The following is a 24,183-nucleotide window of genomic DNA, read 5'->3' as shown; positions in this document are numbered from 1 at the left end:
AGTTTTAAGCGGTTTTGACCAAATTCTTGGGTTTTGATCATGAAAATATTAGTGACAGGTGGTGCAGGCTTTATTGGCTCTGCCGTTATAAGGTACATAATAAATAGCACTGATGACTCTGTTGTTAACGTCGACAAATTAACATATGCAGGTAATCTCGATAACTTGAAAGGAGTCAGTAGTTCCGAGAGGTATGCCTTTGAAAAGGTAGATATTTGCGATCTCCCTGAACTTGAGAGAGTGTTTGATCAGCACAAACCCGATGCCGTTATGCACTTGGCAGCGGAAAGCCATGTTGACCGCTCTATTGAGGGACCTGCTGCCTTTATTGAAACGAACATCGTAGGTACCTGCAACCTGCTTGAGGTGGCTAGGGCGTACTGGTCGAAGCTCCCTGAAACGCAGAAGAACTCATTCCGGTTTCATCACGTTAGTACTGACGAAGTTTATGGTGACCTGCCACACCCGTTAGAGGAAGCGAATGCTTGTCAACGTCTTTTTACAGAGACTACTTCATACGCTCCTAGCTCGCCCTATTCGGCGAGCAAGGCGAGCTCGGACCACTTGGTTCGTGCATGGATGCGGACATACGGTTTACCCGTAATCGTTACAAATTGCTCCAATAACTACGGCCCGTACCACTTTCCTGAGAAGCTAATCCCTCATGTAATTCTTAATGCTCTTCATGGCAAAAGTCTTCCAGTATACGGGGCAGGGGATCAGATCAGGGATTGGTTGTATGTGGAGGACCACGCAAAAGCTTTACATCTGGTGGTGACAACGGGGGTAGCCGGCGAAACCTATAATATCGGCGGCCATAATGAAAAGATGAATATAGATGTTGTTAAAACCATTTGTCGGATCCTCGATCAGGAGATTGGAAAGTCAGGTCTGTCCGAGGGTTATGGAGGCTTAATTAAGAATGTGAAAGACAGACCGGGGCACGATCGCAGGTATGCTATTGATGCTAGCAAAATCGAAAAGGAGTTGGGTTGGAAGCCTGTTGAAACTTTCGAGTCTGGTCTTGAGAAAACAATTCACTGGTATCTTGAAAATGAACATTGGTGGTCACGCGTTCTAAATGGTGACTACAAATTGACTCGAATTGGTGAGGCATTATGAAAGGTATCGTATTAGCGGGTGGCTCGGGTACGAGGCTCTATCCAATTACCATGGGCGTGTCTAAGCAGCTGTTACCGATCTATGATAAACCAATGATTTATTACCCGTTATCAGTGTTAATGTTGGCTGGGATTCGAGAGATATTAATAATAACTACACCCGAAGACCAATCTGGTTTCAAACGATTGTTAGGTGATGGTAGTCATTTAGGCGTAGACTTGTCATATGCTGTTCAGGAAAGGCCTGAAGGGCTTGCACAAGCATTTACTATTGGAGAGAACTTCATTGGTAAAGAGGATGTGTGTCTTGTATTAGGTGACAACATATACTATGGCCAAGGCTTCACACCGAAGCTCAAAGATGCAGTAAAAAGAGCGAAAGACGGGAAAGGCGCAACCGTTTTCGGATATCAGGTTAAAGATCCGGAGCGCTTTGGTGTTGTCGATTTCGATGATCAGATGAAGGCGCTTTCAATAGAAGAAAAACCTGATAAGCCAAAGTCAAACTTTGCCGTAACAGGTCTGTACTTTTACGATAATCGCGTTATCGAGATAGCTAAGAATGTTAAGCCGTCCGAACGTGGAGAATTGGAAATTACTTGCGTAAATAATGCCTATTTGGAATCGGGTGATCTGAATGTAGAGCTTTTGGGTCGAGGTTTTGCGTGGTTGGATACGGGCACTCATGAAAGTCTGCTGGAAGCCGCACAGTTTGTAGAAACACTGGAAAAACGCCAGGGCTACAAAGTAGCGTGTCTTGAAGAAATTGCTTTCAATAATGGATGGCTAGCTGCTGACGAATTAAGAAAACTTGCCAAGCGTATGAGTAAAAATAGTTATGGGGAATATTTGTTAGCCCTGCTAGGTGCGGAGCCATGATTCCAGTAACTAAACCTTACTTGCCCTCTAGAGATAAACTAAACACCTATATCGATGGCATATACGAACGTGGTTGGCTTACAAACGGTGGGCCATTACAGCAAGAGCTGACGAGGCGCCTTGAACAATATCTAGGCGTTAAAAATTTGTTACTGGTATCTAACGGTACGCTTGCGTTGCAGGTTGCGTACAAAGCATTAGAAATTGGAAACCGTAGTAGCTCAATTACTGAGGCGATTACGTCTCCTTTTACATTTGTTGCTACTGTGAGCTCACTTAAGTGGGAAGGGATAAAACCAGTTTTTGGAGATATTGATCCAGCTGGGTGGTGCCTGACACCGGATAGTATAAAAGAAAATATCACACCCGATACTGAAGTGATCGTCCCCGTGCATGTATTCGGTAACGCTTGCGATGTTGAGGAAATAGATAAGATAGCATCTCAAAATAAGTTAAAAGTAGTTTATGACGCTTCTCATGCGTTCGATGTGAGAATTAAAGGTAAAAGTATCCTCTCTTGGGGAGATGCGTCAACCTTAAGTTTTCATGCAACTAAACTTTTTCATACGGTTGAAGGTGGGGCAATAGTATTCAAATATGAGTCAGACCTCAAAAGAGCTCAGGAAATAATAAATTTCGGGCTCTCGGATCCCCATACGATATCCGAGATCGGAATTAATGCGAAAATGAACGAGTTTCAGGCGGCAATGGGATTGTGTGTGCTCGACGAAATAGATGAGAATCTGGCCGCACGAAAAAGGATTGCGGAGTACTATAAAACTAATTTAACAAAATCTATAAAGGTCCAGGAGCTGAATGAGTCAACTCCTAACAATGCATATATGCCTATTTTATTCGACGATGAGACGCAGGTTTACCAGTTGCTGGACCGGCTGAAAAATGAAGGTATATTGGCTCGGCGATATTTCTATCCTTCTTTAAATAAAACTATTTATGGAAGCGGATCAAGTTGCCCCGAATCTGAATATGTATCAAGAAGGATCGTATGTTTACCGATTTATTCGGAGTTGGATGAGCTATCTCTTGCAAAGATCATTAGCATAGTTAATACGGTGGCTGAGTTATGAAAAGAATTCTTTTTTTAGGTGGTGCGCCTACCCAGGTTCCACCGATAGAGTACGCCTTGAAACAGGGATATTATGTAATTACGTGCGACTACTTACCGGACAATCCTGGGCATAAACTAGCTCATGAGTACCATAATGTATCGACTACAGATAAAGAGGACGTTCTTAGACTCGCAAATAGTCTGGGTATTGATGGAATTGTTGCATATGCCTCGGATCCAGCAGCCCCTACGGCTGCTTATGTCGCCGAGCAGCTGGAACTACCGGGTAACCCATATAAGTCAGTTGAAATACTTGCACGGAAAGATCTGTTTCGCGAGTTCTTGAGAGAGAATGGCTTTAACGTGCCACGATCCAAATCGTTTCGCGAAGTGGAACAAGCAAGAGCGTGGCTTGATGAGATTGGCTTACCGGTTTTCGTAAAACCTGTTGACTCCTCCGGCAGCAAAGGGGTAACCCACTTGGAGGACGATGATATGTTTCAGGCTGCATTTGAGCATGCATTATCATTTTCCCGTGAGAAGATGGTTGTGGTCGAAGAAAAGATTCACAGAGCTGGGTATCAAGTCGCTGGAGACGGTTTCGTTGTTGATGGGCAGTTGGTGTTTCGTTGCTGGGCTGACGAGCATTTTGATAAGTTATGCAATGGACTGGTTCCGATTGGCCAGACATTCCCAACCTCCCATTCTGCTGAGCTACTTAAAAGAGCACATGCTGATAGTCAGAGGTTATTGACACTGCTGGATATGAAAACAGGTGCGCTGAACTTCGATTTTGTATTCTCTGACGAAGGTGAGTTCTATTTCCTTGAGCTCGGTCCAAGGAATGGTGGGTGCTTGATCCCTGAAGTCATACGTTATGCCACAAATGTGGACTTAATTGCTTACACAGTGGAAGCAGCACTCGGTAACGATTGTAGCGCGTTAGTGCAGCAACAAACAGACGGATACTGGTCTAGTTACATGCTTCATTCGTTAGAGAATGGTCGGTATAAAGATGTATGGCTATCCGATCGCGTAAAAAAATATATTGTAGAGAAAAATATCCAAGTTAGCCCCGGAGATCCCGTTAATCGATACAGTGGATCACATGATACGCTTGGAACTATGATACTTAGGTATCCGAATATGGCTGTAATGCTCGATATGATTGACAATATGGAAAACGATATTCGTGTCATTACAGAATAGAGCAATCGGCGGGTACTTCGAACTTGAACTGCCTAAAGGTCCAGGGCTTTATTACCCGGATACACTGAAATACCAATCTGCACGGGCTGCCTTCGTAGCACTGTTGCAGTATAAAAAGCCCAGATGTGTTTGGATGCCATACTACGTTTGCAATTCTATGCTTACACCCATGGCTTATCTTGGTATCGATGTTAAGTTCTATTCTATAAATCTAAAGTTTGAAATATCAAGCCAGGTTGATTTACGTAGTAATGACTTGTTGCTTTACGTTAACTACTTCGGTGTTTGCTCATCCTATGAAGATGAATTGTTATCTAAGTACGGTAATGAAAGGGTTGTATTTGATCACTCCCAGGCGTTCTTTTCCCAGCCAAAGGACTGTTTAGCCACACTCTACTCTCCAAGAAAATTTTTTGGTGTGCCGGACGGTGGTTTGCTAGTAACAAATTTACCTTTGAAAGAACCAGAAGAAATTGATATGAGCTCGATTCATCGCACCGAGCATTTATTGAAGAGGTTAGCGGGAGAGCCTGAAGATGGATACTCTAGCTATCAAAAAGCGGAAAAGTCATTAGATGATCTTTCGCCGAAAAGAATGTCTCTGTTAACTCAGCGGGTATTAGAGTCGATAGACTATTCATCTGTTCTCCAAAGACGTAACAAGAATTTTAATAAACTGCGAGATAGCTTGTGTGGCTCTAATAAGTTAGAAGTTAGCGCCGTAGATAATGAAGGTCCTATGCTTTACCCTTATGTTCCTGATGGCACTTCCTGCAAGGTGAAGTCGGAATTAATAAATCTAAGGTGTTATGTTGCCAGCTATTGGCCCGAGTGTACCGAAAGAGGTAGCGAGGTAGAAAGATTTTTAGCCAAAAACCTTTTGGCCTTACCTTGTGATCAGAGACTAGGCGATAGTGATATATTGATGGAGTTAAGGTATGTCTCAAGAATACTTTCTTAGGGAGCTGTGTAAAGAGGATGCTGTTGTTATTAACTCATGGCGCGCTGATCGTGAACTAATATCTAAGTTGGGAGCCGGCTTCCGTTATATCGATGTTTCAGTAGATGCTCGGTGGCTTGATAGCTATATGGAGCGTAGAAATAATAACGTAAGGTTAGCGGTATGCTGTAAGGTTTCAAAGGCGGTCGTAGGGGTCGTGTACCTTATCGCGATCGACTGGTTAAACAGAAACTGTGAGCTGGCAATTATGGTAGGCGAGAAACAGCATCGCGGGAAAGGGGCTGGAACTTATGCGATTCGTGAAGCTCTTGAGCATGCTTTCTCAGATCTTAATCTTCATAGAGTGTATCTAACTGTTTTGCAGAATAATTCCCCAGCGATATCACTCTATAAGAAGTTCGGTTTTATAGAAGAAGGACTGTTCAGAGAGTCTGTCTATAAGGAAGGGGAATATAAGAATGTGATATCAATGGCTTGCCTTCGAACAGATTTCCACCGAGAGCAGTGCAAATAGCATATTTGACTACTACTAGTGGGGTTATGATGTCTTTTAAGGCTAACGTCGTTGCAAGCTATGCGAGCCAGATGTACATGGCAGGATTAGGTATATTCATCTTGCCATTGTATGTCGAGTATATGGGGGCAGAGGCATATGGTCTGATTGGTTTTTTTACAATGCTCCAGGCGTGGTTTGCACTCCTTGATCTGGGCTTGACCCCTACCATTAGTCGAGAAACTGCGCGTTTTTGTGCTGGCTCATTATCCGCGTTGCAATATAGGCAGTTATATCGTGCGCTTTCTTTAATCTTTTTCGCAATAGCATCCGTAGGTGGGGGCGCGTTATGGTTTTTCTCTGATGAAGTGGCCACTCAGTGGCTGAAAACCAGTACTTTGGGCGTAAGTGAAATAATACTCGCTGTCCAGATTATGGCCATTAGTGTAGCAATCAGATGGCTCTCAGGCCTTTACAGAGGAGTTATAACCGGTTACGAAAAGATTATTCAGTTGAGTGTTATAAATATCGTTGTGACAAGTCTACGTTTCATCGGTGTATTCGGGTCCATGGCGGTATTGGGTTTTAATATAGAAGTCTTTTTCTACCACCAGTTATGCATTGCTGTAATAGAATTAATTGCGCTCTTTTTGATTTCAAGGTCAGCCTTACCAGATCCGATGAGTTGTGGCGGGACAATTGGTTGGTCTCTCAAGCCGGTTAGACCGTTACTCAAATTCTCTTTAAGTGTTGCTCTTACTTCCTCTATTTGGGTTATGGTGACGCAGGTAGATAAACTGGTACTTTCTGGAATATTGCCTTTAGCCGAATATGGTTACTTTTCTTTGGCTGTATTGTTTGCAGCTGGAATTCTTACTCTTAGTACACCTGTGAGTACTGCCATTATGCCTAGGATGGCTCATTTATACTCTTCGGGGGATGCTGATGGCATGATTAATATTTACCGAGCGACTACACAACTCGTCGCTGCCGTCGCAGGGTCGGCGGCAATATTCATTGCTATATTTTCTGAGAGTATTTTATATGTATGGACCGGGGATGCTCATATTGCGAAAAACTCTTCCATAACTTTGACACTTTATGCTTCTGGCTATGGTGTACTCGCCATTGCCGCATTTCCTTATTACCTGCAGTATGCTATGGGGGATCTAAGGTACCATTTAGCGGGCAATATTTTTACGCTGGCAATTTTGATTCCAGTAATGGTTTATGCTGCGAGCAACTTCGGTGCTGAAGGTGCCGGCTGGGCATGGTTGACCGTTCACACTAGCTATTTGATACTTTGGTTGGGCTATGTACATAAGAAGCTTGTACCAGGGTTGCACCTGAAGTGGTTGTTTAACGATGTATTGCGGGTGTACTTTCCGCCGATGATTCTCGGAACTATTATCTCTTTGCTTCTGCCTGTTGATATGGACAGAGTAGAATTGTTTATACTTCTTTCTGTAGTCGCTTTGCTAGTTTTTGCAAGTAGTATCCTATCTTCCAGGGCTCTACATTTACATTTTCTTCGGAGATTCAGATAGTATGAACAGGACTTCTGATATCCGAATATCCGTTTGCGTTAATACTTATAATCAGGTTGGCTACATCGAGCAGACTTTACAAAGTATCCTGAGCCAGAAAACTGATTTCTTTTTCGATATAGTCGTGCATGATGATTGCTCCACCGATGGCACTGCATTGCTATTAAAAAATTACGAGAAACAGTATCCGAATAAATTAAAATGCATATTGCAGACCCGTAATCAGTTCTCGATAAATCCGCATTTGCCTTTTATTAATTGTTGGAGTCAAGCGAGAGGTGAATTTATTGCATTATGTGAGGGTGATGATTACTGGATTGATGAATATAAGCTGCAGAAGCAATTTGATCAAATAAAATCTACAGATACAGATATCTCTTTTACAAATGCTATTAAAGTAGATGCGAAAGGAAATGTAACGCCTTTTTATGATAAAGAATATAAGTCAACTGGTGTTGTGGGCGTGTTAGATTTACTAAAAAGAGGGGGAGGCGCAATGCCGACTGCCTCTATATTAGTGAAGAGAGATATACTTCAGGACTTGCCTGATTGGTTTCTATCGGCACCTGTTGGCGACTATTTTGTTCAATTGCTTGGGGCTGCGAAAAAAGGGGCATCGTACCTTTGTGACGTAACTACGGCTTATCGAGTAGAGGCTGAAGCATCATGGAGTCAATCAAGAGCCAGGTTTACGGAGAGTGACATACTAGACTTGGCTGAAAAGTACGTCTCTACGTTTAAAGCCATGGAATTGAAGAATATAGATCTTAAATATATTAATTACGCCTTATCGAAGGAGTTGTTTCAGCTTGCCGTGGTTAGTTATAAGAATGACTACAGAAATCTTGCCAAAGCTCTTATTGATAGGTCATGGATGTACTATAGGTTTATTAGTGCTAAGCAATTTGCACTTTATGTGATTCTAAAATTTTAATGTGCAAATCTCTGATGAAAGCGAGGTATAAATGAAATTGGGTAGGATTTACAGCCTTATTCTCGGCTTCGTGTATGCTTTGCACTCGATCGGATTTCCGGTGCTGGGAGTTGCTATTAAGCCATACCAAGTTGTTGCTATTATTTTCTCCTATAAAGGTAGAGCAAAAAAGGTGATTGTTGGGGTGGCTGCGTTCATGTTAGTTCATGCCCTGGTAGTTTATTTGTACAATGGAACTCTTACTTTTGATGCTTCTGCTTATATTTTTATTGGCATGATACTGATTTACTCCTATTTGTTGCTAAGGGATTTGAAGGCTTCGTTTGAGACCGTAGTATTTGCTAACACGCTTGTTTATATTTCAGGAATCGTAGTCTACGCATATTGTATATACACGGGAACGTACGTGAATATACACTCTGACATCAGTGAGCGAGCCGACCTTGTCAATACACTTTCCTCATTAGTTTTTTTTGACGGTACCCGGATCAGGTATAACGGCTTCGCTTTAGATCCGAACTTTTATGCATTTTACGTTAACATTTTTCTGGGTGTAGCGTTGTGTCTGGCTGCGATTCATGATTTCAAGGTGCCTAGAATTTTTATTATTGTATCTATAATTTCGGTTGTCTTGACGCTTTCAAGGGCAGGCGTTTTATGTCTTTTCCTTTTACTTCTTGCTTCGGGGTGGAGCGGTAGTGGTTACTCTAAGAAAACATTGGTTGTAGCAATGGCGGCGTTAGGTGCTGCTGTTCTGGCGCTACTGAGTGTCTATCTGGGGCGCTCAGTTTTTGATTATGGAGATATTGCAGACTCCAGGCTTTGGGTTTGGTATTCACACTTGGATAATGCGCTTCAATCTGGTGTTGGATATATAGGAAATGGGATCACTTTTGACGTTGTTCGCTACTTAAATGAGGGTGTGTTTCATAAATCGACACACAATACTGTTCTCTACTTAGTATACTGCTTTGGTTTAGGCTTAACGGTTTTGTTAGTGAGTTTATGGTTACTCAGATTGGTTAGGCTGCTATTGTGTGGCTTGACTGAGACATCTGTATTGTTGATCGCGCTCCACTTAGTATATGCTGTAAGTCTTTTGACGCTTGATTTGATATTTACCGTTCCCTTCTATCTGTATATCGTTTTTTGTTACATGTATCCGCCCAGGTTTGGAAAGTCGTTATGAAACATGTTGTTATCGCAACCCATGAGTACCCGCCAAGAATTGGGGGCGCTGGTATTGTCGCCAGAGATTTAGCAACTTCATTAAGTCAGCTTGACGGATACTATGTTTCAGTTATTACCCAATATGACGCTAGCTTGTTAAGTGTTTTGCGAAAAAGGGTAATTATTGACTCTGACTCTGGATTCAAAATAGTTCGTATTCCCGTTTTCCGGAATACCTGGTTTGTAAGTTATCCTTATATTTTCCGCCGTGTAGTTCCAACTGATTGTGATCTTCTCGTCTACAACGACTTTGCTATTAGCTATTTAACTAAATCATCGGATTTCCCCTATGTACACTACATCCATGGTAAAGAGAAGTATCTAGAGTTTTCTGGCTTTTTGAAATCAACCATACTTTCTTTTGATAAAATATTCCGCCGTAGCATCCGGGATTCGTATAGAGTTGTTTGTGTTAGTAGTTTCATCAAGGGATGGTTACTCAATTTAGGTTTACCGCAAGACTTGAGCAAGGTTAAGGTACTAGAAAACCACATTGATAAGTCTCTCTTTTATAGAACTACTGATATTCCTCCTGAATATCAGCTGTCTGGCATGGAAGGAAAGACAGTATTGATAACCGCTTCTAGGTTGGTCGAGGGGAAGGGGTACGCACGGATGCTGAAAATTTTTAATGAAATAGTTCAGGATGGCGATAAAGAGATCCATTGGGTAATTGCAGGGGACGGTGACTATCGCAAGGAGTTTGAGAACGATATATCTAAGTATGGCTTGCAGAATAGATTAACCTTGCTTGGAAGGGTTGATCGAAAATCCCTATTATATTACTACGCCCAGGCTGACCTGTTTTGGTTGTTGTCAGATTTTGAGGAGGCCTATCCACTTGTTTATAAAGAAGCGATTGCTTGTGGCTTACCCGCTATAGGTAACGATCTTGGTGGTGTTAGTGAAGTTGTATCGCACGGTGTTGACGGTTACGTATGTTCTACGGATGAAGATGTTAAGCATATCATAGGCTCGAGGAGTTATGAGGTACTAAGAAATAGTCCTCTCTCCGATGAATTCGACAAGTTGTCATTTGCGAGAGAATTTATCAGAGTAGTGTCCTAGAATGAGAAAGAGAATATTATTTGTTGAATCCGAGAACAAATGCAGGTCGCTGGGTTTACTAGACGGTTTTGGTGAGTGGGAATGTCAGTTTGACGGTAGAAAGTATTTTAGGAAGCATTCTGATTTTTTCCGCGAGTTCGATCTTGTTGTTGCAACAAACTACTCGTCTAGTATTTCAAACTTGGTATGCTGCAAGTGTCAGAGTGCTGATGTTCCGACGCTATTCTTTTCAGATGGTTTATATGACCTTGCTAATTCATTAAGAAACCCACTCTTATCTGGTAACAACAGGGTATTGTATGGTTTTTTGCCATTTACATATTTTGCGACAGTTAGTAGAGTCTATGTATACGCTGGTAGTACAAGTTTTATAAATTACATGCCCGGTCGAATGTTAACCATGAAAGAACCGATGAACATCCATGCTAAGTTTGAAAGAATTCTTATAACTACAGCCAATAACGCTTATTTTAGTAAGAAAGAATTTGATCGTCTCGTTGGTCTTATTAATGATTTATCAGATTACTTGTTTGAGAAACGTATTGATTTCTCATTTAGAATATTTGATAGAGCTATTCTTGACTCTTTGTTGCATGGTGGCTCTGTTTCTAATGATGTAGATGGCTCTTTTGAGGATTGCCTTTCTAAATATAGCCATGTTATATCTACGCCTAGCTCCGTTGTAGTTACTTCAATGTATCATGGTAAGGCAACTGCCCAGTTAATATATCGATCTGAACCAACGGCTGTTGCAACAGCATGGAATATTCCTTCCATTGATATATTTGATGATACCTTTCAAAGCTTTATAAACTGTCAAGAGCAATTAATGGAATACCAGATGGATTCTGTTTCAGACAACTTTGATAATGCGACTCCTAAAGACGTGGTTGATAAAGTTTTTATGGATTTGTCTGCATATCGATCTAGTACGAATGTTTCGGAGTTTCGTGACTCTGAAGTTGATAGAATCCTTAACTCTAGTTTTAATTTTAACTTCGAGTTTTTCCTAAGAAGAATATTTGAGATGAGTTTCGTCTCTCGGTATTTTTCAGTAATAAAGAGATTTATCAGGCAGTAGTTTTATAGGTTTTTATGAGAAAGATAGTTCATGTAAATGTATTTTCCGGGTTGGCCGGTGCTCAGCGTGTTTCGTTAGATATACTCTCCAATATTGGTAGTGAATTCGATAAAACGATAATTTTTGGTGGTGAACCTAATTCGAACACTAAACGTATCTGTCAAGATTTGGGGATTAAGGTAGTGTTCATTCCGTCTTTGAAAAGGGAGATTGGACTTCATGATTTTAGAGCGTTCTTTCGTTTGTATCGGATCTTTCGAAATGAAGAGTTTGATATTGTGCATACTAACTCTACAAAGCCGGGTATTATTGCGCGTATAGCAGCGAGGCTCGCTGGCATTCCTATTATAGTTCATACTATCCATGGAGTAGCATTCCATCGATATGTTCGGCTTCCTAAAAGAGTGCTATTCTATTTATTGGAGTTGTTTTCAGTTCGTTTTGGAAATTTTAATATTTCGGTTAACAACTATTATTTGAGATACTACCCGACATTTTTGGGGTATAAGAAATGTATATATAATGGAGTCAATTTTGACAATCTCGTCCGCGCTGAAAGGTCGTATCGCAAAGATGTATATAGAGTGGGTTTCTTTGCAAGATTTGATGAGCAGAAAGACCCGTTCACTTTCATAAAAGTGGCTGAATATATTATCAATCATGGAGGAGGCCACCTTGATATTAAGTTTGTTATGGCTGGGGATGGCCCTTTATTGTCCGATGTTAAGGCATATGTTAAAAATCAGGGAATTGAAGAGTATTTCGAATTTCATGGTTGGGTCGATAATAAATCCGAGTATCTTTCGAGTATTGATGTCCTACTTCAACCCTCATTATGGGAGGCTTTTGGCTTAAATATAGTAGAGGCTGCATACCTAGGTGTGCCTAGTATTGCCTCTGATGTTGAAGGAGTGCCCGAAGTAATTATTGATGGACACACAGGGTATCTTTCGAGTCCCGGCGACGTCAAAGGCTTTAGCGAACATTTGCTTGAGCTTTTAAGCGATCCGGACTTATTGGAAAGTACCTCTAAGAGTGCTATGAGGTATGTTGAGAGTAATTTCTCTCTCGACAGTATGGTAAAGAGTTATTTAAAAATATATACGGAGTAGATTTTCAGAGTATTTTGACGCTTAACGCTTAACGCTTAACGCTTAACGCTTAACGCTTAACGCTTTTAGCTGATTAGTTATATTCGTCTATCTTGCACCAAACCCCGTCAACATCGTCTTTATCGTTTTAAAGACGATGTCTAAATCCAGCCAAACGCTGAGATTCTTCACGTAATAAAAATCATGTGCCAGTTTCTCTCGGGTTTCGTCTTCATCAGCCGCGTACCCGTGAGTGACTTGAGCCCAACCGGTAATTCCAGGGCGGACAATATGTCTGAAACTATACAAGGGAATAACTTTCTCGAATTCTCTTACAAACGCTGCTTGCTCCGGGCGTGGGCCTATAAGAGCCATATCCCCCTTGAGAATATTCAGAAATTGTGGAAGCTCATCAATCCGCATTTTGCGTATGAATTTACCGATTCGCGTGATCCTAGGGTCATCTTCGCCAGCGAACTGAGCACCATTAACTTCCGAGTCAGTGCGCATGCTGCGTATTTTATACATGCTGAATTCACGACCGCCTTTGCCTATTCGACGTTGCACAAAGAATGCAGGGCCCTTTGATTCGAGTTTCACTGCGATTGCTACGATTACGATAAATGGTAGCGTTATTGGAGCGCTTGCTAGTATAAGTGAAGACTCGAGTAGTCTCTTAGCAGTGAGGTATGCCTGAGAGGGGAGTAACTCGTGGCCTGCGAGCTCGCCGTAATGATGTAATGGGCTTTTTCCAGAAATTGATTCATAAGCAGCCACTGAGTCCATTACCGGGGTGTCTTTAGACAACTCTGCAGCAATGAACTGTTGCCATTCGGCAGGCAGCTGCTCATTGCTATCGACAATTATGCCGACAGTGTCTGGGGCGGTTAATGCTGGCTTTTCAAGTGCATAAAACTTCGATGGGTTCAGGCGTATTAATTCCTGATAAAAGCCAAACGGAATAACGGCATAACGACCGGTTTGCAAGTGCTGTCGAAGCTTGAACTCGGTGTAGGTAACAACGGGCACGACAAAAAGGGACAGTAGTAGAACCGAGCGAGAGTAATCGATGCGAGTGAATATGATAACTGCAGTAATAGACAACAGAGAAACTGTCAGAACCGGGATCATGTAAGAAAGAGGCCTGTTACCCGGAAATCTTCCTAAGTTATGGAGAGTGACACTAGATATCAGATAACCAATCAGTGCTCCACAAAGGACGTTCAGAAACTGAGGTGCCTGTAACGTTAATCCGGTGAATATAAGAGAGCCAATTGTTATCAACGAGGCGCAAATAAACAGGCCTAATAGTACGGTAGTGCTATGGATAAGAAAAGATTTTCGAGAGAGTGACGCTGGCTGCAGGGAGCTGTCAATCGCGTGTCCTTGTACCATGCCGCCGACCTTGCAAAAGAAGTGGCTCCCCGAGCTGGACTTGAACCAGCGACCAATAGATTAACAGTCTACTGCTCTACCGACTGAGCTATCGGGGAACATCAATCAAGTGGTGCGCATTATGTCAGGATCTTTTTTTCTGTCAATACAGTAATGCGCAAAATTTTGATTTTTATAGAGTTTTTAAGATTCTGCATAGCCTTTGGGGTTAGAGCTCTGCCAATGCCAGGTGTCTTTGACCATGGCAGCGATATCAAGCTCAGTTTCCCATTGAAGTATTTGCTTCGCTTTAGTTGCGTCTGCATAGCAGGCGGCTACGTCACCGGGACGGCGCGGCGCTATTTCATAGGGAACAGGTGTGTTATTAACCTCAGCGAAGGTGTTAACGAGCTGTAATACGCTGGTGCCGTTGCCGGTGCCGAGGTTGATTGCCTCTACGCCACTTATTGGTTTGCTACTGAGTAAGTTATCAACGGCTTTGACATGGCCTTTTGCCAGGTCGACGACGTGAATGTAGTCACGTACGCCAGTACCGTCGATAGTGTCGTAGTCGTCACCAAATACTGAAAGTTTCTCCCGTCTACCCACAGCGACTTGCGAAATGTAAGGCATCAGATTATTCGGGATATCTTTCGGATCTTCGCCAATCAAACCTGATTGGTGCGAACCAACGGGGTTGAAGTAGCGAAGCAGGATAACTGACCATGACTGCTCAGAATCAGTGAGTCGGTCTGCCTCGGGAAGGTCGCGAAGCATCTCTTCAATAATGAGCTTCGACCGTCCATACGGGTTCGTCGCTGAAAGAGGCATGTCTTCCGTTAAAGGAAGTTTTTCTGGGTCGCCATACACTGTTGCAGAGGAGCTGAAGACCAGTTTTTTTACACCGGCTTTCTCCATTTCCGCGCAAAGGGTGATAGTACTGCCAAGGTTGTTGTCATAGTAAGCCAATGGCATCTGACAGCTTTCCCCCACAGCTTTTAACCCAGCGAAATGGATAACGGCAGAGATTTGATGTTGGCTGAAAATACTTGCCACCAAGGCGGCGTCGCGAACATCACCTTCTATAAAAACAGGGGCTGTTCCGGTAATTTTTTCAACGCGATTGAGGGCTTCGGGCGAACTGTTGCTCAGGTTGTCGATAACGACAACATTGTAGCCAGCTTCAATCAGTTCAACGCAGGTATGGCTGCCGATATATCCGGCGCCACCGGTTACCAGAATTGTTTTGCTCATATTGATCCTTCGCTCAATCCTTCGCTATTCGTGAGAATACAGCCCCTTTCTGACCACGATACTTTGCGTTTTCACGCTTGTTGTATGGGCGTGCAGCGGGGCTGCTGAGTGTTTCAAATGACATGGCGCAGATTATCATTTCTGGTCTTAGTGCCAGAGGCAGTTTGCCGTTATTGTAAAACTCGAGGACGATTTGCCCTTCCCAGCCGGGATCAATCCGGCCAGCGGTGACGTGCACCATCAGGCCCAGTCGTGCGAGTGACGAGCGGCCGTCAAGCCAGCCAACAAGGTTGTCCGGAATGCTGACTGACTCCATCGTCGCGCCGAGGATCAGTTCGCCAGGGTGGATGTAGAGTGCCTCGTCTCTTGGGATCTCGATTTCTTTGCTCATGATGCGGTCGATATCGCGGTTGAGCTGATCGCGGTCTCCCGACAGGTCGAGGTGAGTAACCGAGTTGTTATTAAACACGCGAAAACGGTGATCCAGGCGTAGGTCAACGCTGATTCCTGCAATAGCATCATCCCCAGGTGGTGGGTCGATGATGATATCGCCAGAGGCAATTTTCTGTTCGATGTCTACATCGCTGAGTCTCATGGCTTGGCCTCGTTATTGTGCGCTGTTGTCTGAAAGTTCAGCGTCGTGCTGCGGGTAATTTACTTCCGTCGCTTGAATTTGATAGCGGAGTTTGCCGTCTTTTTTATCACGCAAGCGGATCAGTGGGTAGCCGGGGGCATCTGCCAGCCAGGCGTAAACTTCTCGTTTCTTGCTGTCGCGCACCTGTTCAATTTTGATCGCGTCGAAGGTTCCGGCTTTGATTTTGATTTCTTCTTTCCCAACTACTCGGAAGCGGAAGGGTTTCGTTTTCGATTTTTCAAAAACGGGCAGGGTGAACTCAGTATTGCCTTTCGCTACTTCGATGCTTGCTTGCAGCATGTAGGTAAGGTTGTCCTGGATACCTTCCTGCCAGTGGTCATCCCGCTTGCGGTCTTTTTCTAAGTCTTCAATGCTCTTTGTGTCGGCAACAAAGTGCAGAGTACGGTCGGGCTCGTCGATCATTCCTGATGCGCGATAGCTGTAGTTGACTGGAGTAATTTGATTGCCTTTATAGATGAAGTCACTGGTTTCCCGCAGCGATGCAATGCTTGCTTCTGCATCAAAATCAACTCGCCAGAGGTTATCCGAGCGTTGCTCTAGGGTACGTGTTGCATCGATATCAAAGCTGAACCACCCGATACGGTACTCACTCGTGTATTCAACAGAGTAGGGCGTTAGCGTCTGGGGAGCCTGAGCTTTAGATTCATCTGATATTGCAGATATAGGTGTGATGGTGGCACATACGGCGGCCAGTACATTGGTCAGCTGCTTGCGGAGTAGGCCTTGAATCATGGTGCCGTCCTGTCGTTGAAAGGTCTCTTGTGAGACCTCGGATTATCCTTCCAGTTTCACACCTGTGTCTGGCATTGGCTTTCCATCAAAGGTGGCGAGTCCAGAGACCATCTCCAGGCGACCTTCGACAAACCACTTTACGGCAATCGGATAGATGATGTGCTCTTGCAGCTGCACGCGCTTCCGCAGTGTTTCTTCGGTGTCGCCATCCATTACAGGTACCACCGCCTGAATAACGTTGGGGCCATCATCGAGAACTTCGGTGACGAAGTGGACTGTGACGCCATGTAGATCGTCGCCCGCCTCGAGTGCCCGGCGGTGAGTGTGCAACCCTTGATACTTTGGCAGCAAAGAAGGGTGAATGTTGAGCATTCTTCCTTCGTAGCGACGTACCAGATCCGGAGTGAGGATTCTCATAAAGCCCGCAAGAACGACCAGATCCGGTTGATAGTCATCAATCGTGCGCATCAAGGCAACATCAAACTCTTCCCTGGAGGTGAAACCGCGGTGATCAATGACACTGACATCCAGATCTCGGTCGCGGGCTTTCTGCACGCCCGCTGCCTCAGGTTCGTTACAAATCACGCCAGCGATTTCCGCATTGATTGCGCCACTCAGCACCTGATCGGCAATGGTCAGCATATTACTGCCACTGCCAGAAATCAGGATTACGATACGTGGCTTTTCTACGTCTTCAGTGGGGTAGCGTGACGTTACGTCGTTCATGCACGGCTTCCTGTGAACTGAACGGCATCTTCGTCACCATTGAGTTCCTGGATTTCACCGATGATCCACGATTGCTCACCTTCGGCATTGAGTAGTGCAATCGCCGCGTCAGCTTTTTCTTCTGGCAGCGCGATGATCATGCCCACGCCACAGTTGAAGGTGCGGAACATCTCGCGGGTTTCCACGTTGCCGTTACTCTGCAGCCAGGTGAATACTTCAGGCCACTGCCAGCTATTGGTATCAATAACCGCTTTAGTGCCTTCTGGCAGAACGCGCGGAATGTTTTCCTGGAAGCCACCGCCAGTGATATGAGACAGAGCGTGAACGTCTGAAGCATTGATCAGCTTGAGGAGAGATTTTACGTAAATCTTTGTCGGCGCCATCAGGGCGTCAGCAACAGGTTGACCGTCAAGGTCTGCTGACAGATCTGCGCCAGATACTTCAATGATCTTACGGATCAGAGAATAACCGTTTGAGTGTGGGCCACTGGATGCAAGGGCGATCAGCTTATCGCCGGCGGATACCTTGGTGCCATCAATCAGGTCGTCTTTCTCAGCGATGCCGACACAGAAGCCAGCGAGATCGTAATCTTCGCCTTCGTACATTCCTGGCATTTCAGCGGTTTCACCGCCGACCAGAGAGGCACCCGCCTGGGAGCAGCCTTCGCCGATGCCTTCAACGACGGCCGCGGCCACATCGACATTCAGCTTGCCGGTCGCGTAGTAGTCCAGGAAGAAAAGCGGCTCTGCACCCGCGACCACCAGATCGTTAACGCACATGGCAACCAGATCGATACCGATGGTGTCATGCTTGTTAAGGTCCATCGCGAGGCGCAGTTTAGTGCCTACGCCATCGGTTCCAGAGACCAGCACAGGCTGGCGATAGCCCTGTGGTAGCTCGAAGAGGGCACCGAAGCCGCCAAGGCCAGCCATGACCTCCGGTCTGCGAGTGCGTTTGGCGACGCCTTTGATGCGGTCAACCAGTGCGTTACCAGCGTCGATATCGACGCCTGCGTCTTTGTAGCTCAGGGATTTTTGATCACTCATGCCGTCTGTCACAGGTAGTGGCTTATGAAAGGCGCGTATTCTAACGATTTGTCGGTCATCCTGCATCCCGCAAATAAAAACAAACTGCAGACTGTTTATCGGCGGGCTTCGTGGCACAATAGCTGCGGACACGAAAGACTGAGGAATAGTAGTGCGTCTCCTGACATTCCTAACAATATTTTGCATAAGTATTTCAGCTTCTGCCGCGACGGTTAAAGACCTTTATGATGTTGCAGTCCCGGTTGAAGATCAGACAGAAGAAAGTCGCAGTGATGCGATTGGAGGGGCTTTCCAGCGTATGCTGGTCCGTCTCTCGGGGACTGAGCAGGTGCTCGAAAACCCGGTCTTGATGGGCGAGCAGAGCAATGCTCAGAGTTATATGAGCAGTCTGCGTTATGAGCGTGGAACGGAAGAGCAACTGCTGCTCAGCGTCACATTCATGGCTGGGCCCATGCAGAAACTACTTGAGCGGGCGGCTGCGCCTGTTTGGGGAAGCTCGCGTCCTCGCACCCAGTTATGGTTAGCGGTGAACTCAGACGAAGGCCGTACCGCCGTTGGTCCGGAAGAAGGCGAGTGGAAAGCAGCATTTGATGGTGCGATGCGTCGCCGTGGCTTACCCTGGATGTTCCCCGCCTGGGATCTCGAAGATCAGATGGCTCTGCCTGTTGCCAGCCTGTGGGGGCTCTTTGAAGAGGATATTGCCTCTGCCGCCGCGCGCTATTCCAGTGATGGTTACCTCGCAGGGCGCATTATGGCCGTTGGCGGAGCCTACAGTTTTACTGGCTATATCCATCACTCAGATATCCGACACTCTCTGTCAGTGCAGGCTGATACCCCTGAATTGCTGGCTTTGGAGATTGCTGCTGAGGTCGCCGAAAAATTATCAGAGCGCTACGCGGTTATCCCTCTCGCTGGGATAGATAACAATGAACTGATACGTGTCACTGGCATTAACACCTTTGCTGATTACCGCGCGCTGCTTGAATACCTCAGCGCTAATGTGGCTGTTCGTGATGTCGTCGTGGTTGCCTCTGATCGGGATGAAGTGACTCTGGCACTCGACTTAACAACCGGCTGGTCACAGGTGCTCGATAGTATGGCGCTTGATAAAAAGATCATTGCCGACGAGGAGGGCGTAGCCTATGTCTGGCAGCGCTGAAGTTCGCAATAGCGAACCGTCTCAGCTGACATTGCAGGTGACACTCAGAGACGACGCCAGATTCGCTAATTATTATCCAGGCGTGAATCAGCAGGTTCGGGATGCACTGCAAGGACAGTGGACGACCGCGGGTGAACCTTTCATCTACTTGTGGGGTGCTACCGGCTCGGGTGTCAGTCACCTTCTTCAGGCCGCGTGTCATTACGCGGAAGGGATCGGCCATCAGAGTATGTACCTGCCGCTCGCTGAGCTGAAAGAGATCGGTCCTGGCATGCTGGAGGGCGTCGACCAGTTGCCTCTCGTCGCTATCGACGACCTGCAGGAAGTCATGGGTGATGCAGATTGGGAAGAGGCACTGTTTCACCTTTATAACCGAATACGTGACCGGCAGAGCCATCTGTTGATTGGAGCGAATACACCACCGTCACAATGCGGCGGCAAATTGCCGGATCTGGTGTCCCGTTTGAGTTGGGGGATCACCTATCAGGTCGAGACCTTGTCTGATGAAGAGAAGGTTCAGGCGCTGATACTGCGTGCGCGTCAGCGTGGGTTTGATCTTCTTGATGATGTCGCGGTCTTTATCATGAATCGCGGCCCGCGGGACATGGCAGGGCTTTGTCAGATATTGGACCAACTGGATCAGGCATCGTTAAAAGAGAAGCGAAAACTGACGATTCCTTTTGTTAAGTCTGAGCTCGGCTGGTAGCTGCTGGCAGCAGGTTGAGGTTATTACGACAGATACAAAAACGGCGACCTGAGGTCGCCGTTTTTATTGAGTGCTTGAGCGAGTTAACGCAGAGCAGTCATTCCGGGGGATGACATGCGCATGTAATCAAGCAGGATATTACCCGTTTCAATCAGCATGGCGTCAGGCTCTTCATCATCTTTTTCCTCAGCTGACTTGTCTTTTTCTTCGTCGCCTTCAACTTTTTCGTCTTCTTCTGGATCATCGAGAGAGGCCAGCTCGGGCATGCCTTTCGCTTTGCGGCGCTTGTTTTCAAGTGCCAGACGTCGGCGATCGTTTTCTTCACGCTCTGCCTTGCGCTCTTCTTCGTTGAGGGATACTTGAGTCTTATCTCGCATCTCAGAGACCAGGGCCTTCTGCTCGCGGACGAAGATAAAGTCCGGATTATCGTTGATGCGCTCCTCATGCAACTCTTTAAGCCGGGATAGTTTGCTGCGCACCGGATTACTCTTGGTTTCGCGGGCGGGCTTGATCGTATCCCAAGGGAGCGCCTTCTCAAGCGCGCTCTCACCGATTTTGTCTTTATCAAAGAGGGAAGGGAACATAATGTCCGGGATCACGCCCTGATTCTGTGTGCTGTCTCCCGATACACGATAGAATTTTGCCTGGGTGATCTTTAATTGACCCTCAGTCAGTGGGCGCAATGACTGGACTGTGCCTTTGCCAAAGGTCTGACCACCAATGACAAGACCTCGTCCGTAGTCCTGAACGGCACCGGCAAAAATCTCAGAGGCTGATGCGCTTAAACGGTTAACCAGAACCGTCATTGGGCCTGCATAAAGAACTTCAGGGTCGCGGTCGCGTAAAACATCAACATCGCCGCGTGCGCCACGTACCTGAACCACAGGGCCAGTTGGAATAAACAGACCTGTCAGGTTGATAGCTTCTTCTAATGAACCGCCACCATTACTACGCAGATCAATGATCAGCCCGTCAATTTTCTCATCAAGAAGCTCATTGACCAGACGACGCACATCACGAGTGGTGCTGCGATAGTCTGGCAGGTTATTCATCCGGCCTTCAAAATCGATGTAAAACGTCGGGATATCAATCACACCGATGCGGCGGGTGTCTTTGCCATCCTGAATTTCAATCACTTCTTTCTGCGCAGACTGTTCTTCCAGTTTCACTTCGTCGCGTACGATCGCTATCGTTTTCGGCTCCGCGGTGGCGACGGCTCCACTGAGAATCTCCAGGCGAACTGTCGAGCTTTTCGGGCCGCGAATCAGATCCACAACCTCGTCAAGACGCCAGCCGATGACATCGACCATCTCTTCATCGCCCTGAGCAACACCGATGATCTTATCTTCAGGTTCCAGGTTACCTGCCTTGGAGGCCGGGCCGCCAGGCACCAGACGCACTACCTTGGTATGTTCGTCTTCTGTCTGCAGAACCGCGCCAATTCCCTGCAGTGACAGGCTCATGTTGATGTTGAAATTCTCAGAGTTACGCGGTGAGAAGTACTGTGTGTGTGGATCGAAGGTACGGGTAACCGCATTCATGAACGTCTGATAAGCGTCTACCGGACGGCTCTGGTGCACGCGGTTTAACTGATTCTGGTAGCGTTTGGTGAGCAGCTCGAGGATGTCTTCATCCTCTTTACCCGCCAAGCGCAGGTTCAGCATCGAATTCTTCAGGCGTTTGCGCCACAGCTGATCTAACTCTGCTCGGGTAGATGCCCACGGTGTATCTTCGCGATCAAGCTCAAGGACTTCCTTGCTCTTGAAGTCGTAGTCTTTCGCCTTCTTCTCCAGCTCGTTCAGCATAAAAGACAGGCGTTCACTGACGCGCTGCTGAAAACGATTGTAGATGTAAAAAGCAGGCTTCATATCACCACGACTGAGAGCTTCATCGAGGTGATTGCGGAACTGCTCAAACTCTTCGATATCAGACGCCAGGAAATAGCTATGCGTACCGTCGAGGTCATCAAGGAGAGTGTTCAGGACTTCAGATGACAGATCATTATTGAGACGCTTACGCTCATAATGCCCGCGCAGCAGGTTGCTCATGATTTGCTGAGTCGTGATTGCTTCTTCCCGTGTTGGTTCCAGAGGAGTGAACGGGGTGCCGGGTTTGATCTCAGGAATCGTAGCGTTCGCACTGATCCCGATTAGGGTGAGTACGACGGCGGTGGCTGAGAGAAGAAGGCGTTTGCCGGTATGCATCATAGCTTTACCTGATCCTTTGTTTCCTGCGATTGTCTTTATGAGTCAGCGCCGCTACCATGCGCGCCGTTCGTCCAGTCAGGCCCGGACATGCGTTAATACTTAATAGTAGACCCTAACCGAGGGCCTGATACCAACGTAAATCCCCGTTGTTTTGTGAAGAAGCGTCGGGTTCACGCCGAATTTGTAACCCAAATGAGACAACAGGAGCCATCAGTGGCACGCGTTAATCTTGAATTGCCCGACGTTTTTACCTTTTCAACACACCTGACGGTTCGCGTTTCTGACATCAATTACGGTAACCATCTTGGCAATGACCGTATGATCTCGCTGCTCCACGAAGCGCGCCTGCGCTATCTGCATAACTACGACTTCAGTGAGTTCAACATCGGCGGTGTTGGCCTTATGGTGACTGACATCGTTGTAAGCTTTGTCTCTGAATCATTTGTGGCTGATCGTCTGACTTTCAAGGTCGGCATCACGGATTTCAACAAGTATGGCTGTGATTTTGTCTATATGGTGATCAACGAAAGCCAAAATAAGGTCGTCGCAAAAGCAAAAACCGGTATTGTCTTCTTCGATTTTGACGAGCGCCGCATCAGTCGGGTTCCCCCAGTCTTCTATGAGCGCTGTGCCCCTGGCGTAACTCCCGTCACAGAGTAGCGTTAACCGTTATTGAAATAGGCCGTGAGGAAATCCAGGAAAGCGCGGCTTTTGTTGGCCAGATAGCGATTTTGTGGGAACACCACCTTGATGGTACGCACCGGGATTTCCATGTCGCTGAACAGTCTAACGAGTTCGCCGTTACGAATATGGCGTTCGGCCACGTAGGTCGGTAGGGCAGTAATCCCCATGCCAGCCAGGCAAGCCTCGTAAATCAGGTCGATGTCGTTCACGGTGAGCTTGCGTTCGATATTCGCCAAGGTGAAGTTATTCTCCTTCTCGAACTGTCGTAGCCAGTTGATTCGTGCGTATTCGGCGTTAGCCACCACCAGAATGCGATGATTCATCACTTCTTCAAGCGTTGTGGGCGTTCCCCATCGTTCAAGGTAAGCAGGAGAGGCACATATAACGATTCTTTGCTCTGCGACAGGCTTGGCGATCAGTCGCGAATCTTCCAGCGAACCGATGCGCAGTGCAAAGTCATAGCCCTCTTTTACGATATCCAGTGGCCGGTCTGAAATGTGAAGGTCAAAACTGACATCGGGATACTTATCAGAAAAGTCGCTGAAAATGCGCGCCAGCTCTTTACGCCCGAAGTTGGACATTGCTGTAATTCGTAGCCGGCCTTTGGGAGTATCGTCAAAATCAGTCACCAGCTTTTCAGCCTCCGTGATGGAGTCGAGGATATTCTCGCAATGCTGATAGAACATCTGTCCAGCTTCTGTAGGGCTGACTGACCGGGTTGTGCGATTTAGAAGGCGAACGCCTAAACGTTCTTCGAGAGCACTGATCTGTTTACTGACCGCTGATGGGGTTACTCCAAGCGATTCCGCTGCACTGGAGAAGTTTCTGGCTCTGACTACCGAGACAAAGGTTTGTAACGGATCGACGCGCGACATGGGGAGTCCTTTTGATTGGCTACCTGTGCTCTGCTTTAACTTAAAGAGCTTTCAGGTTTTTCCTCAAAGTTTGAAATAGAGG

At 46.0% G+C, this 24,183-nt stretch carries 23 protein-coding genes and 1 tRNA gene; 15 read left to right on the top strand and 9 right to left on the bottom strand.

Annotated features, from left to right (window positions below):
• Window positions 1-39 precede the first annotated feature (39 nt).
• From rfbB to B2R29_RS05515, 12 genes are read left to right on the top strand one after another with little or no spacing between them, the layout of a single operon-like run.
• Window positions 40-1,122 (top strand): dTDP-glucose 4,6-dehydratase, encoded by a 1,083-nt coding sequence (rfbB, locus tag B2R29_RS05570; RefSeq protein ID WP_301180149.1) that lies wholly within the window; start codon window positions 40-42, stop codon window positions 1,120-1,122.
• Window positions 1,119-2,000, top strand: coding sequence for a glucose-1-phosphate thymidylyltransferase RfbA (rfbA, locus tag B2R29_RS05565; RefSeq protein ID WP_301180148.1), 882 nt, complete (start codon window positions 1,119-1,121; stop codon window positions 1,998-2,000). The genes rfbB and rfbA overlap by 4 nt, the downstream gene beginning before the upstream one ends.
• A complete protein-coding gene (locus B2R29_RS05560; RefSeq protein WP_068434497.1) occupies window positions 1,997-3,088 on the top strand; it encodes a DegT/DnrJ/EryC1/StrS family aminotransferase in 1,092 nt (363 codons plus the stop codon). Before rfbA ends, B2R29_RS05560 begins: the two co-directional genes overlap by 4 nt.
• Complete coding sequence (locus B2R29_RS05555) at window positions 3,085-4,278, top strand: ATP-grasp domain-containing protein (protein ID WP_068434499.1); 1,194 nt, start codon at window positions 3,085-3,087, stop codon at window positions 4,276-4,278. Before B2R29_RS05560 ends, B2R29_RS05555 begins: the two co-directional genes overlap by 4 nt.
• On the top strand, window positions 4,262-5,239 hold the full coding sequence (locus tag B2R29_RS05550; protein ID WP_301180147.1) for a hypothetical protein: 978 nt from the start codon (window positions 4,262-4,264) through the stop codon (window positions 5,237-5,239). The genes B2R29_RS05555 and B2R29_RS05550 overlap by 17 nt, the downstream gene beginning before the upstream one ends.
• The gene (locus B2R29_RS05545; RefSeq protein WP_068434502.1) at window positions 5,217-5,753 is read left to right on the top strand and encodes a GNAT family N-acetyltransferase; all 537 of its coding nucleotides are present in this window, start codon (window positions 5,217-5,219) and stop codon (window positions 5,751-5,753) included. The genes B2R29_RS05550 and B2R29_RS05545 overlap by 23 nt, the downstream gene beginning before the upstream one ends.
• A 26-nt stretch (window positions 5,754-5,779) precedes the next feature.
• Window positions 5,780-7,279, top strand: a complete 1,500-nt coding sequence (locus B2R29_RS05540) for a lipopolysaccharide biosynthesis protein (RefSeq protein WP_301180146.1) — start codon at window positions 5,780-5,782, stop codon at window positions 7,277-7,279.
• 1 nt (window position 7,280) lies between these two features.
• Entirely contained in the window at window positions 7,281-8,213 is a 933-nt protein-coding gene (locus B2R29_RS05535; protein ID WP_068434510.1) for a glycosyltransferase, read from the top strand.
• 31 nt (window positions 8,214-8,244) lie between these two features.
• Window positions 8,245-9,402: a hypothetical protein gene (locus B2R29_RS05530; protein ID WP_068434512.1), complete on the top strand. Its 1,158-nt coding sequence runs from the start codon at window positions 8,245-8,247 to the stop codon at window positions 9,400-9,402.
• Complete coding sequence (locus tag B2R29_RS05525) at window positions 9,399-10,511, top strand: glycosyltransferase family 4 protein (RefSeq protein WP_068434515.1); 1,113 nt, start codon at window positions 9,399-9,401, stop codon at window positions 10,509-10,511. The genes B2R29_RS05530 and B2R29_RS05525 overlap by 4 nt, the downstream gene beginning before the upstream one ends.
• A 1-nt stretch (window position 10,512) precedes the next feature.
• On the top strand, window positions 10,513-11,592 hold the full coding sequence (locus B2R29_RS05520) for a hypothetical protein (protein ID WP_068434518.1): 1,080 nt from the start codon (window positions 10,513-10,515) through the stop codon (window positions 11,590-11,592).
• A 14-nt stretch (window positions 11,593-11,606) separates the two neighbouring features.
• Window positions 11,607-12,704 carry a glycosyltransferase family 4 protein gene (locus B2R29_RS05515; protein WP_068434521.1) on the top strand — a complete coding sequence of 366 codons (1,098 nt, stop codon included), beginning with the start codon at window positions 11,607-11,609 and terminating at the stop codon, window positions 12,702-12,704.
• Window positions 12,705-12,791: 87 nt separating this feature from the next.
• Here B2R29_RS05515 and B2R29_RS05510 read toward each other — a convergent pair whose 3' ends face one another.
• The 7 genes from B2R29_RS05510 to purM all read right to left on the bottom strand — a co-directional run bounded on the left by B2R29_RS05510 (window position 12,792) and on the right by purM (window position 18,470).
• Complete coding sequence (locus B2R29_RS05510; RefSeq protein WP_068434524.1) at window positions 12,792-13,814, bottom strand: sugar transferase; 1,023 nt, start codon at window positions 13,812-13,814, stop codon at window positions 12,792-12,794.
• Between the two features lie 286 nt (window positions 13,815-14,100).
• A tRNA-Asn gene (locus tag B2R29_RS05505) sits at window positions 14,101-14,176 on the bottom strand.
• Window positions 14,177-14,261: 85 nt separating this feature from the next.
• Window positions 14,262-15,311 (bottom strand): UDP-glucose 4-epimerase GalE, encoded by a 1,050-nt coding sequence (gene galE / locus B2R29_RS05500; RefSeq protein ID WP_301180145.1) that lies wholly within the window; start codon window positions 15,309-15,311, stop codon window positions 14,262-14,264.
• 13 nt (window positions 15,312-15,324) lie between these two features.
• Window positions 15,325-15,906 carry a dCTP deaminase gene (gene dcd, locus B2R29_RS05495; RefSeq protein ID WP_068434531.1) on the bottom strand — a complete coding sequence of 194 codons (582 nt, stop codon included), beginning with the start codon at window positions 15,904-15,906 and terminating at the stop codon, window positions 15,325-15,327.
• A gap of 12 nt (window positions 15,907-15,918) precedes the next feature.
• Window positions 15,919-16,698: a DUF3108 domain-containing protein gene (locus tag B2R29_RS05490; protein ID WP_301180144.1), complete on the bottom strand. Its 780-nt coding sequence runs from the start codon at window positions 16,696-16,698 to the stop codon at window positions 15,919-15,921.
• 42 nt (window positions 16,699-16,740) lie between these two features.
• Window positions 16,741-17,424, bottom strand: a complete 684-nt coding sequence (gene purN, locus B2R29_RS05485) for a phosphoribosylglycinamide formyltransferase (RefSeq protein ID WP_301180143.1) — start codon at window positions 17,422-17,424, stop codon at window positions 16,741-16,743.
• A complete protein-coding gene (gene purM / locus B2R29_RS05480) occupies window positions 17,421-18,470 on the bottom strand; it encodes a phosphoribosylformylglycinamidine cyclo-ligase (protein ID WP_301180142.1) in 1,050 nt (349 codons plus the stop codon). The genes purN and purM overlap by 4 nt, the downstream gene beginning before the upstream one ends.
• 151 nt (window positions 18,471-18,621) lie before the next feature.
• Between purM and B2R29_RS05475 the strand changes: the two genes are divergently transcribed.
• The gene (locus B2R29_RS05475) at window positions 18,622-19,629 is read left to right on the top strand and encodes a DUF2066 domain-containing protein (RefSeq protein WP_301180141.1); all 1,008 of its coding nucleotides are present in this window, start codon (window positions 18,622-18,624) and stop codon (window positions 19,627-19,629) included.
• Window positions 19,613-20,335, top strand: a complete 723-nt coding sequence (gene hda, locus B2R29_RS05470; protein WP_301180140.1) for a DnaA regulatory inactivator Hda — start codon at window positions 19,613-19,615, stop codon at window positions 20,333-20,335. The genes B2R29_RS05475 and hda overlap by 17 nt, the downstream gene beginning before the upstream one ends.
• 83 nt (window positions 20,336-20,418) lie before the next feature.
• Here the strand turns inward: hda and B2R29_RS05465 are convergent, their stop codons facing one another.
• A complete protein-coding gene (locus B2R29_RS05465; protein WP_301180139.1) occupies window positions 20,419-22,542 on the bottom strand; it encodes a carboxy terminal-processing peptidase in 2,124 nt (707 codons plus the stop codon).
• A gap of 213 nt (window positions 22,543-22,755) precedes the next feature.
• Between B2R29_RS05465 and B2R29_RS05460 the strand changes: the two genes are divergently transcribed.
• Window positions 22,756-23,202 carry an acyl-CoA thioesterase gene (locus B2R29_RS05460; RefSeq protein WP_301180138.1) on the top strand — a complete coding sequence of 149 codons (447 nt, stop codon included), beginning with the start codon at window positions 22,756-22,758 and terminating at the stop codon, window positions 23,200-23,202.
• A gap of 2 nt (window positions 23,203-23,204) precedes the next feature.
• Here the strand turns inward: B2R29_RS05460 and B2R29_RS05455 are convergent, their stop codons facing one another.
• The gene (locus B2R29_RS05455) at window positions 23,205-24,101 is read right to left on the bottom strand and encodes a LysR family transcriptional regulator (RefSeq protein WP_301180137.1); all 897 of its coding nucleotides are present in this window, start codon (window positions 24,099-24,101) and stop codon (window positions 23,205-23,207) included.
• Between the last annotated feature and the right edge of the window lie 82 nt (window positions 24,102-24,183).

The sequence above is a fragment of the Thalassolituus sp. UBA3500 genome (assembly GCF_002377545.1).
In the GTDB taxonomy this organism is placed as follows: Bacteria; Pseudomonadota; Gammaproteobacteria; order Pseudomonadales; family Oceanobacteraceae; genus Thalassolituus.
Note: the sequence above shows the minus strand (reverse complement) of the source record. Positions and strands in the feature narration are given on the sequence as shown.

Coding starts and splice junctions, on each gene's coding strand:
- rfbB (WP_301180149.1), top strand. CDS start 40: ATGAAAATATTAGTGACAGGTGGTGCAGGCTTTATTGGCTCTGCCGTT.
- rfbA (WP_301180148.1), top strand. CDS start 1,119: ATGAAAGGTATCGTATTAGCGGGTGGCTCGGGTACGAGGCTCTATCCA.
- B2R29_RS05560 (WP_068434497.1), top strand. CDS start 1,997: ATGATTCCAGTAACTAAACCTTACTTGCCCTCTAGAGATAAACTAAAC.
- B2R29_RS05555 (WP_068434499.1), top strand. CDS start 3,085: ATGAAAAGAATTCTTTTTTTAGGTGGTGCGCCTACCCAGGTTCCACCG.
- B2R29_RS05545 (WP_068434502.1), top strand. CDS start 5,217: ATGTCTCAAGAATACTTTCTTAGGGAGCTGTGTAAAGAGGATGCTGTT.
- B2R29_RS05540 (WP_301180146.1), top strand. CDS start 5,780: ATGATGTCTTTTAAGGCTAACGTCGTTGCAAGCTATGCGAGCCAGATG.
- B2R29_RS05535 (WP_068434510.1), top strand. CDS start 7,281: ATGAACAGGACTTCTGATATCCGAATATCCGTTTGCGTTAATACTTAT.
- B2R29_RS05530 (WP_068434512.1), top strand. CDS start 8,245: ATGAAATTGGGTAGGATTTACAGCCTTATTCTCGGCTTCGTGTATGCT.
- B2R29_RS05525 (WP_068434515.1), top strand. CDS start 9,399: ATGAAACATGTTGTTATCGCAACCCATGAGTACCCGCCAAGAATTGGG.
- B2R29_RS05520 (WP_068434518.1), top strand. CDS start 10,513: ATGAGAAAGAGAATATTATTTGTTGAATCCGAGAACAAATGCAGGTCG.
- B2R29_RS05515 (WP_068434521.1), top strand. CDS start 11,607: ATGAGAAAGATAGTTCATGTAAATGTATTTTCCGGGTTGGCCGGTGCT.
- B2R29_RS05510 (WP_068434524.1), bottom strand. CDS start 13,814: ATGATCCCGGTTCTGACAGTTTCTCTGTTGTCTATTACTGCAGTTATC.
- galE (WP_301180145.1), bottom strand. CDS start 15,311: ATGAGCAAAACAATTCTGGTAACCGGTGGCGCCGGATATATCGGCAGC.
- dcd (WP_068434531.1), bottom strand. CDS start 15,906: ATGAGACTCAGCGATGTAGACATCGAACAGAAAATTGCCTCTGGCGAT.
- B2R29_RS05490 (WP_301180144.1), bottom strand. CDS start 16,698: ATGATTCAAGGCCTACTCCGCAAGCAGCTGACCAATGTACTGGCCGCC.
- purN (WP_301180143.1), bottom strand. CDS start 17,424: ATGAACGACGTAACGTCACGCTACCCCACTGAAGACGTAGAAAAGCCA.
- purM (WP_301180142.1), bottom strand. CDS start 18,470: ATGAGTGATCAAAAATCCCTGAGCTACAAAGACGCAGGCGTCGATATC.
- hda (WP_301180140.1), top strand. CDS start 19,613: ATGTCTGGCAGCGCTGAAGTTCGCAATAGCGAACCGTCTCAGCTGACA.
- B2R29_RS05465 (WP_301180139.1), bottom strand. CDS start 22,542: ATGATGCATACCGGCAAACGCCTTCTTCTCTCAGCCACCGCCGTCGTA.
- B2R29_RS05455 (WP_301180137.1), bottom strand. CDS start 24,101: ATGTCGCGCGTCGATCCGTTACAAACCTTTGTCTCGGTAGTCAGAGCC.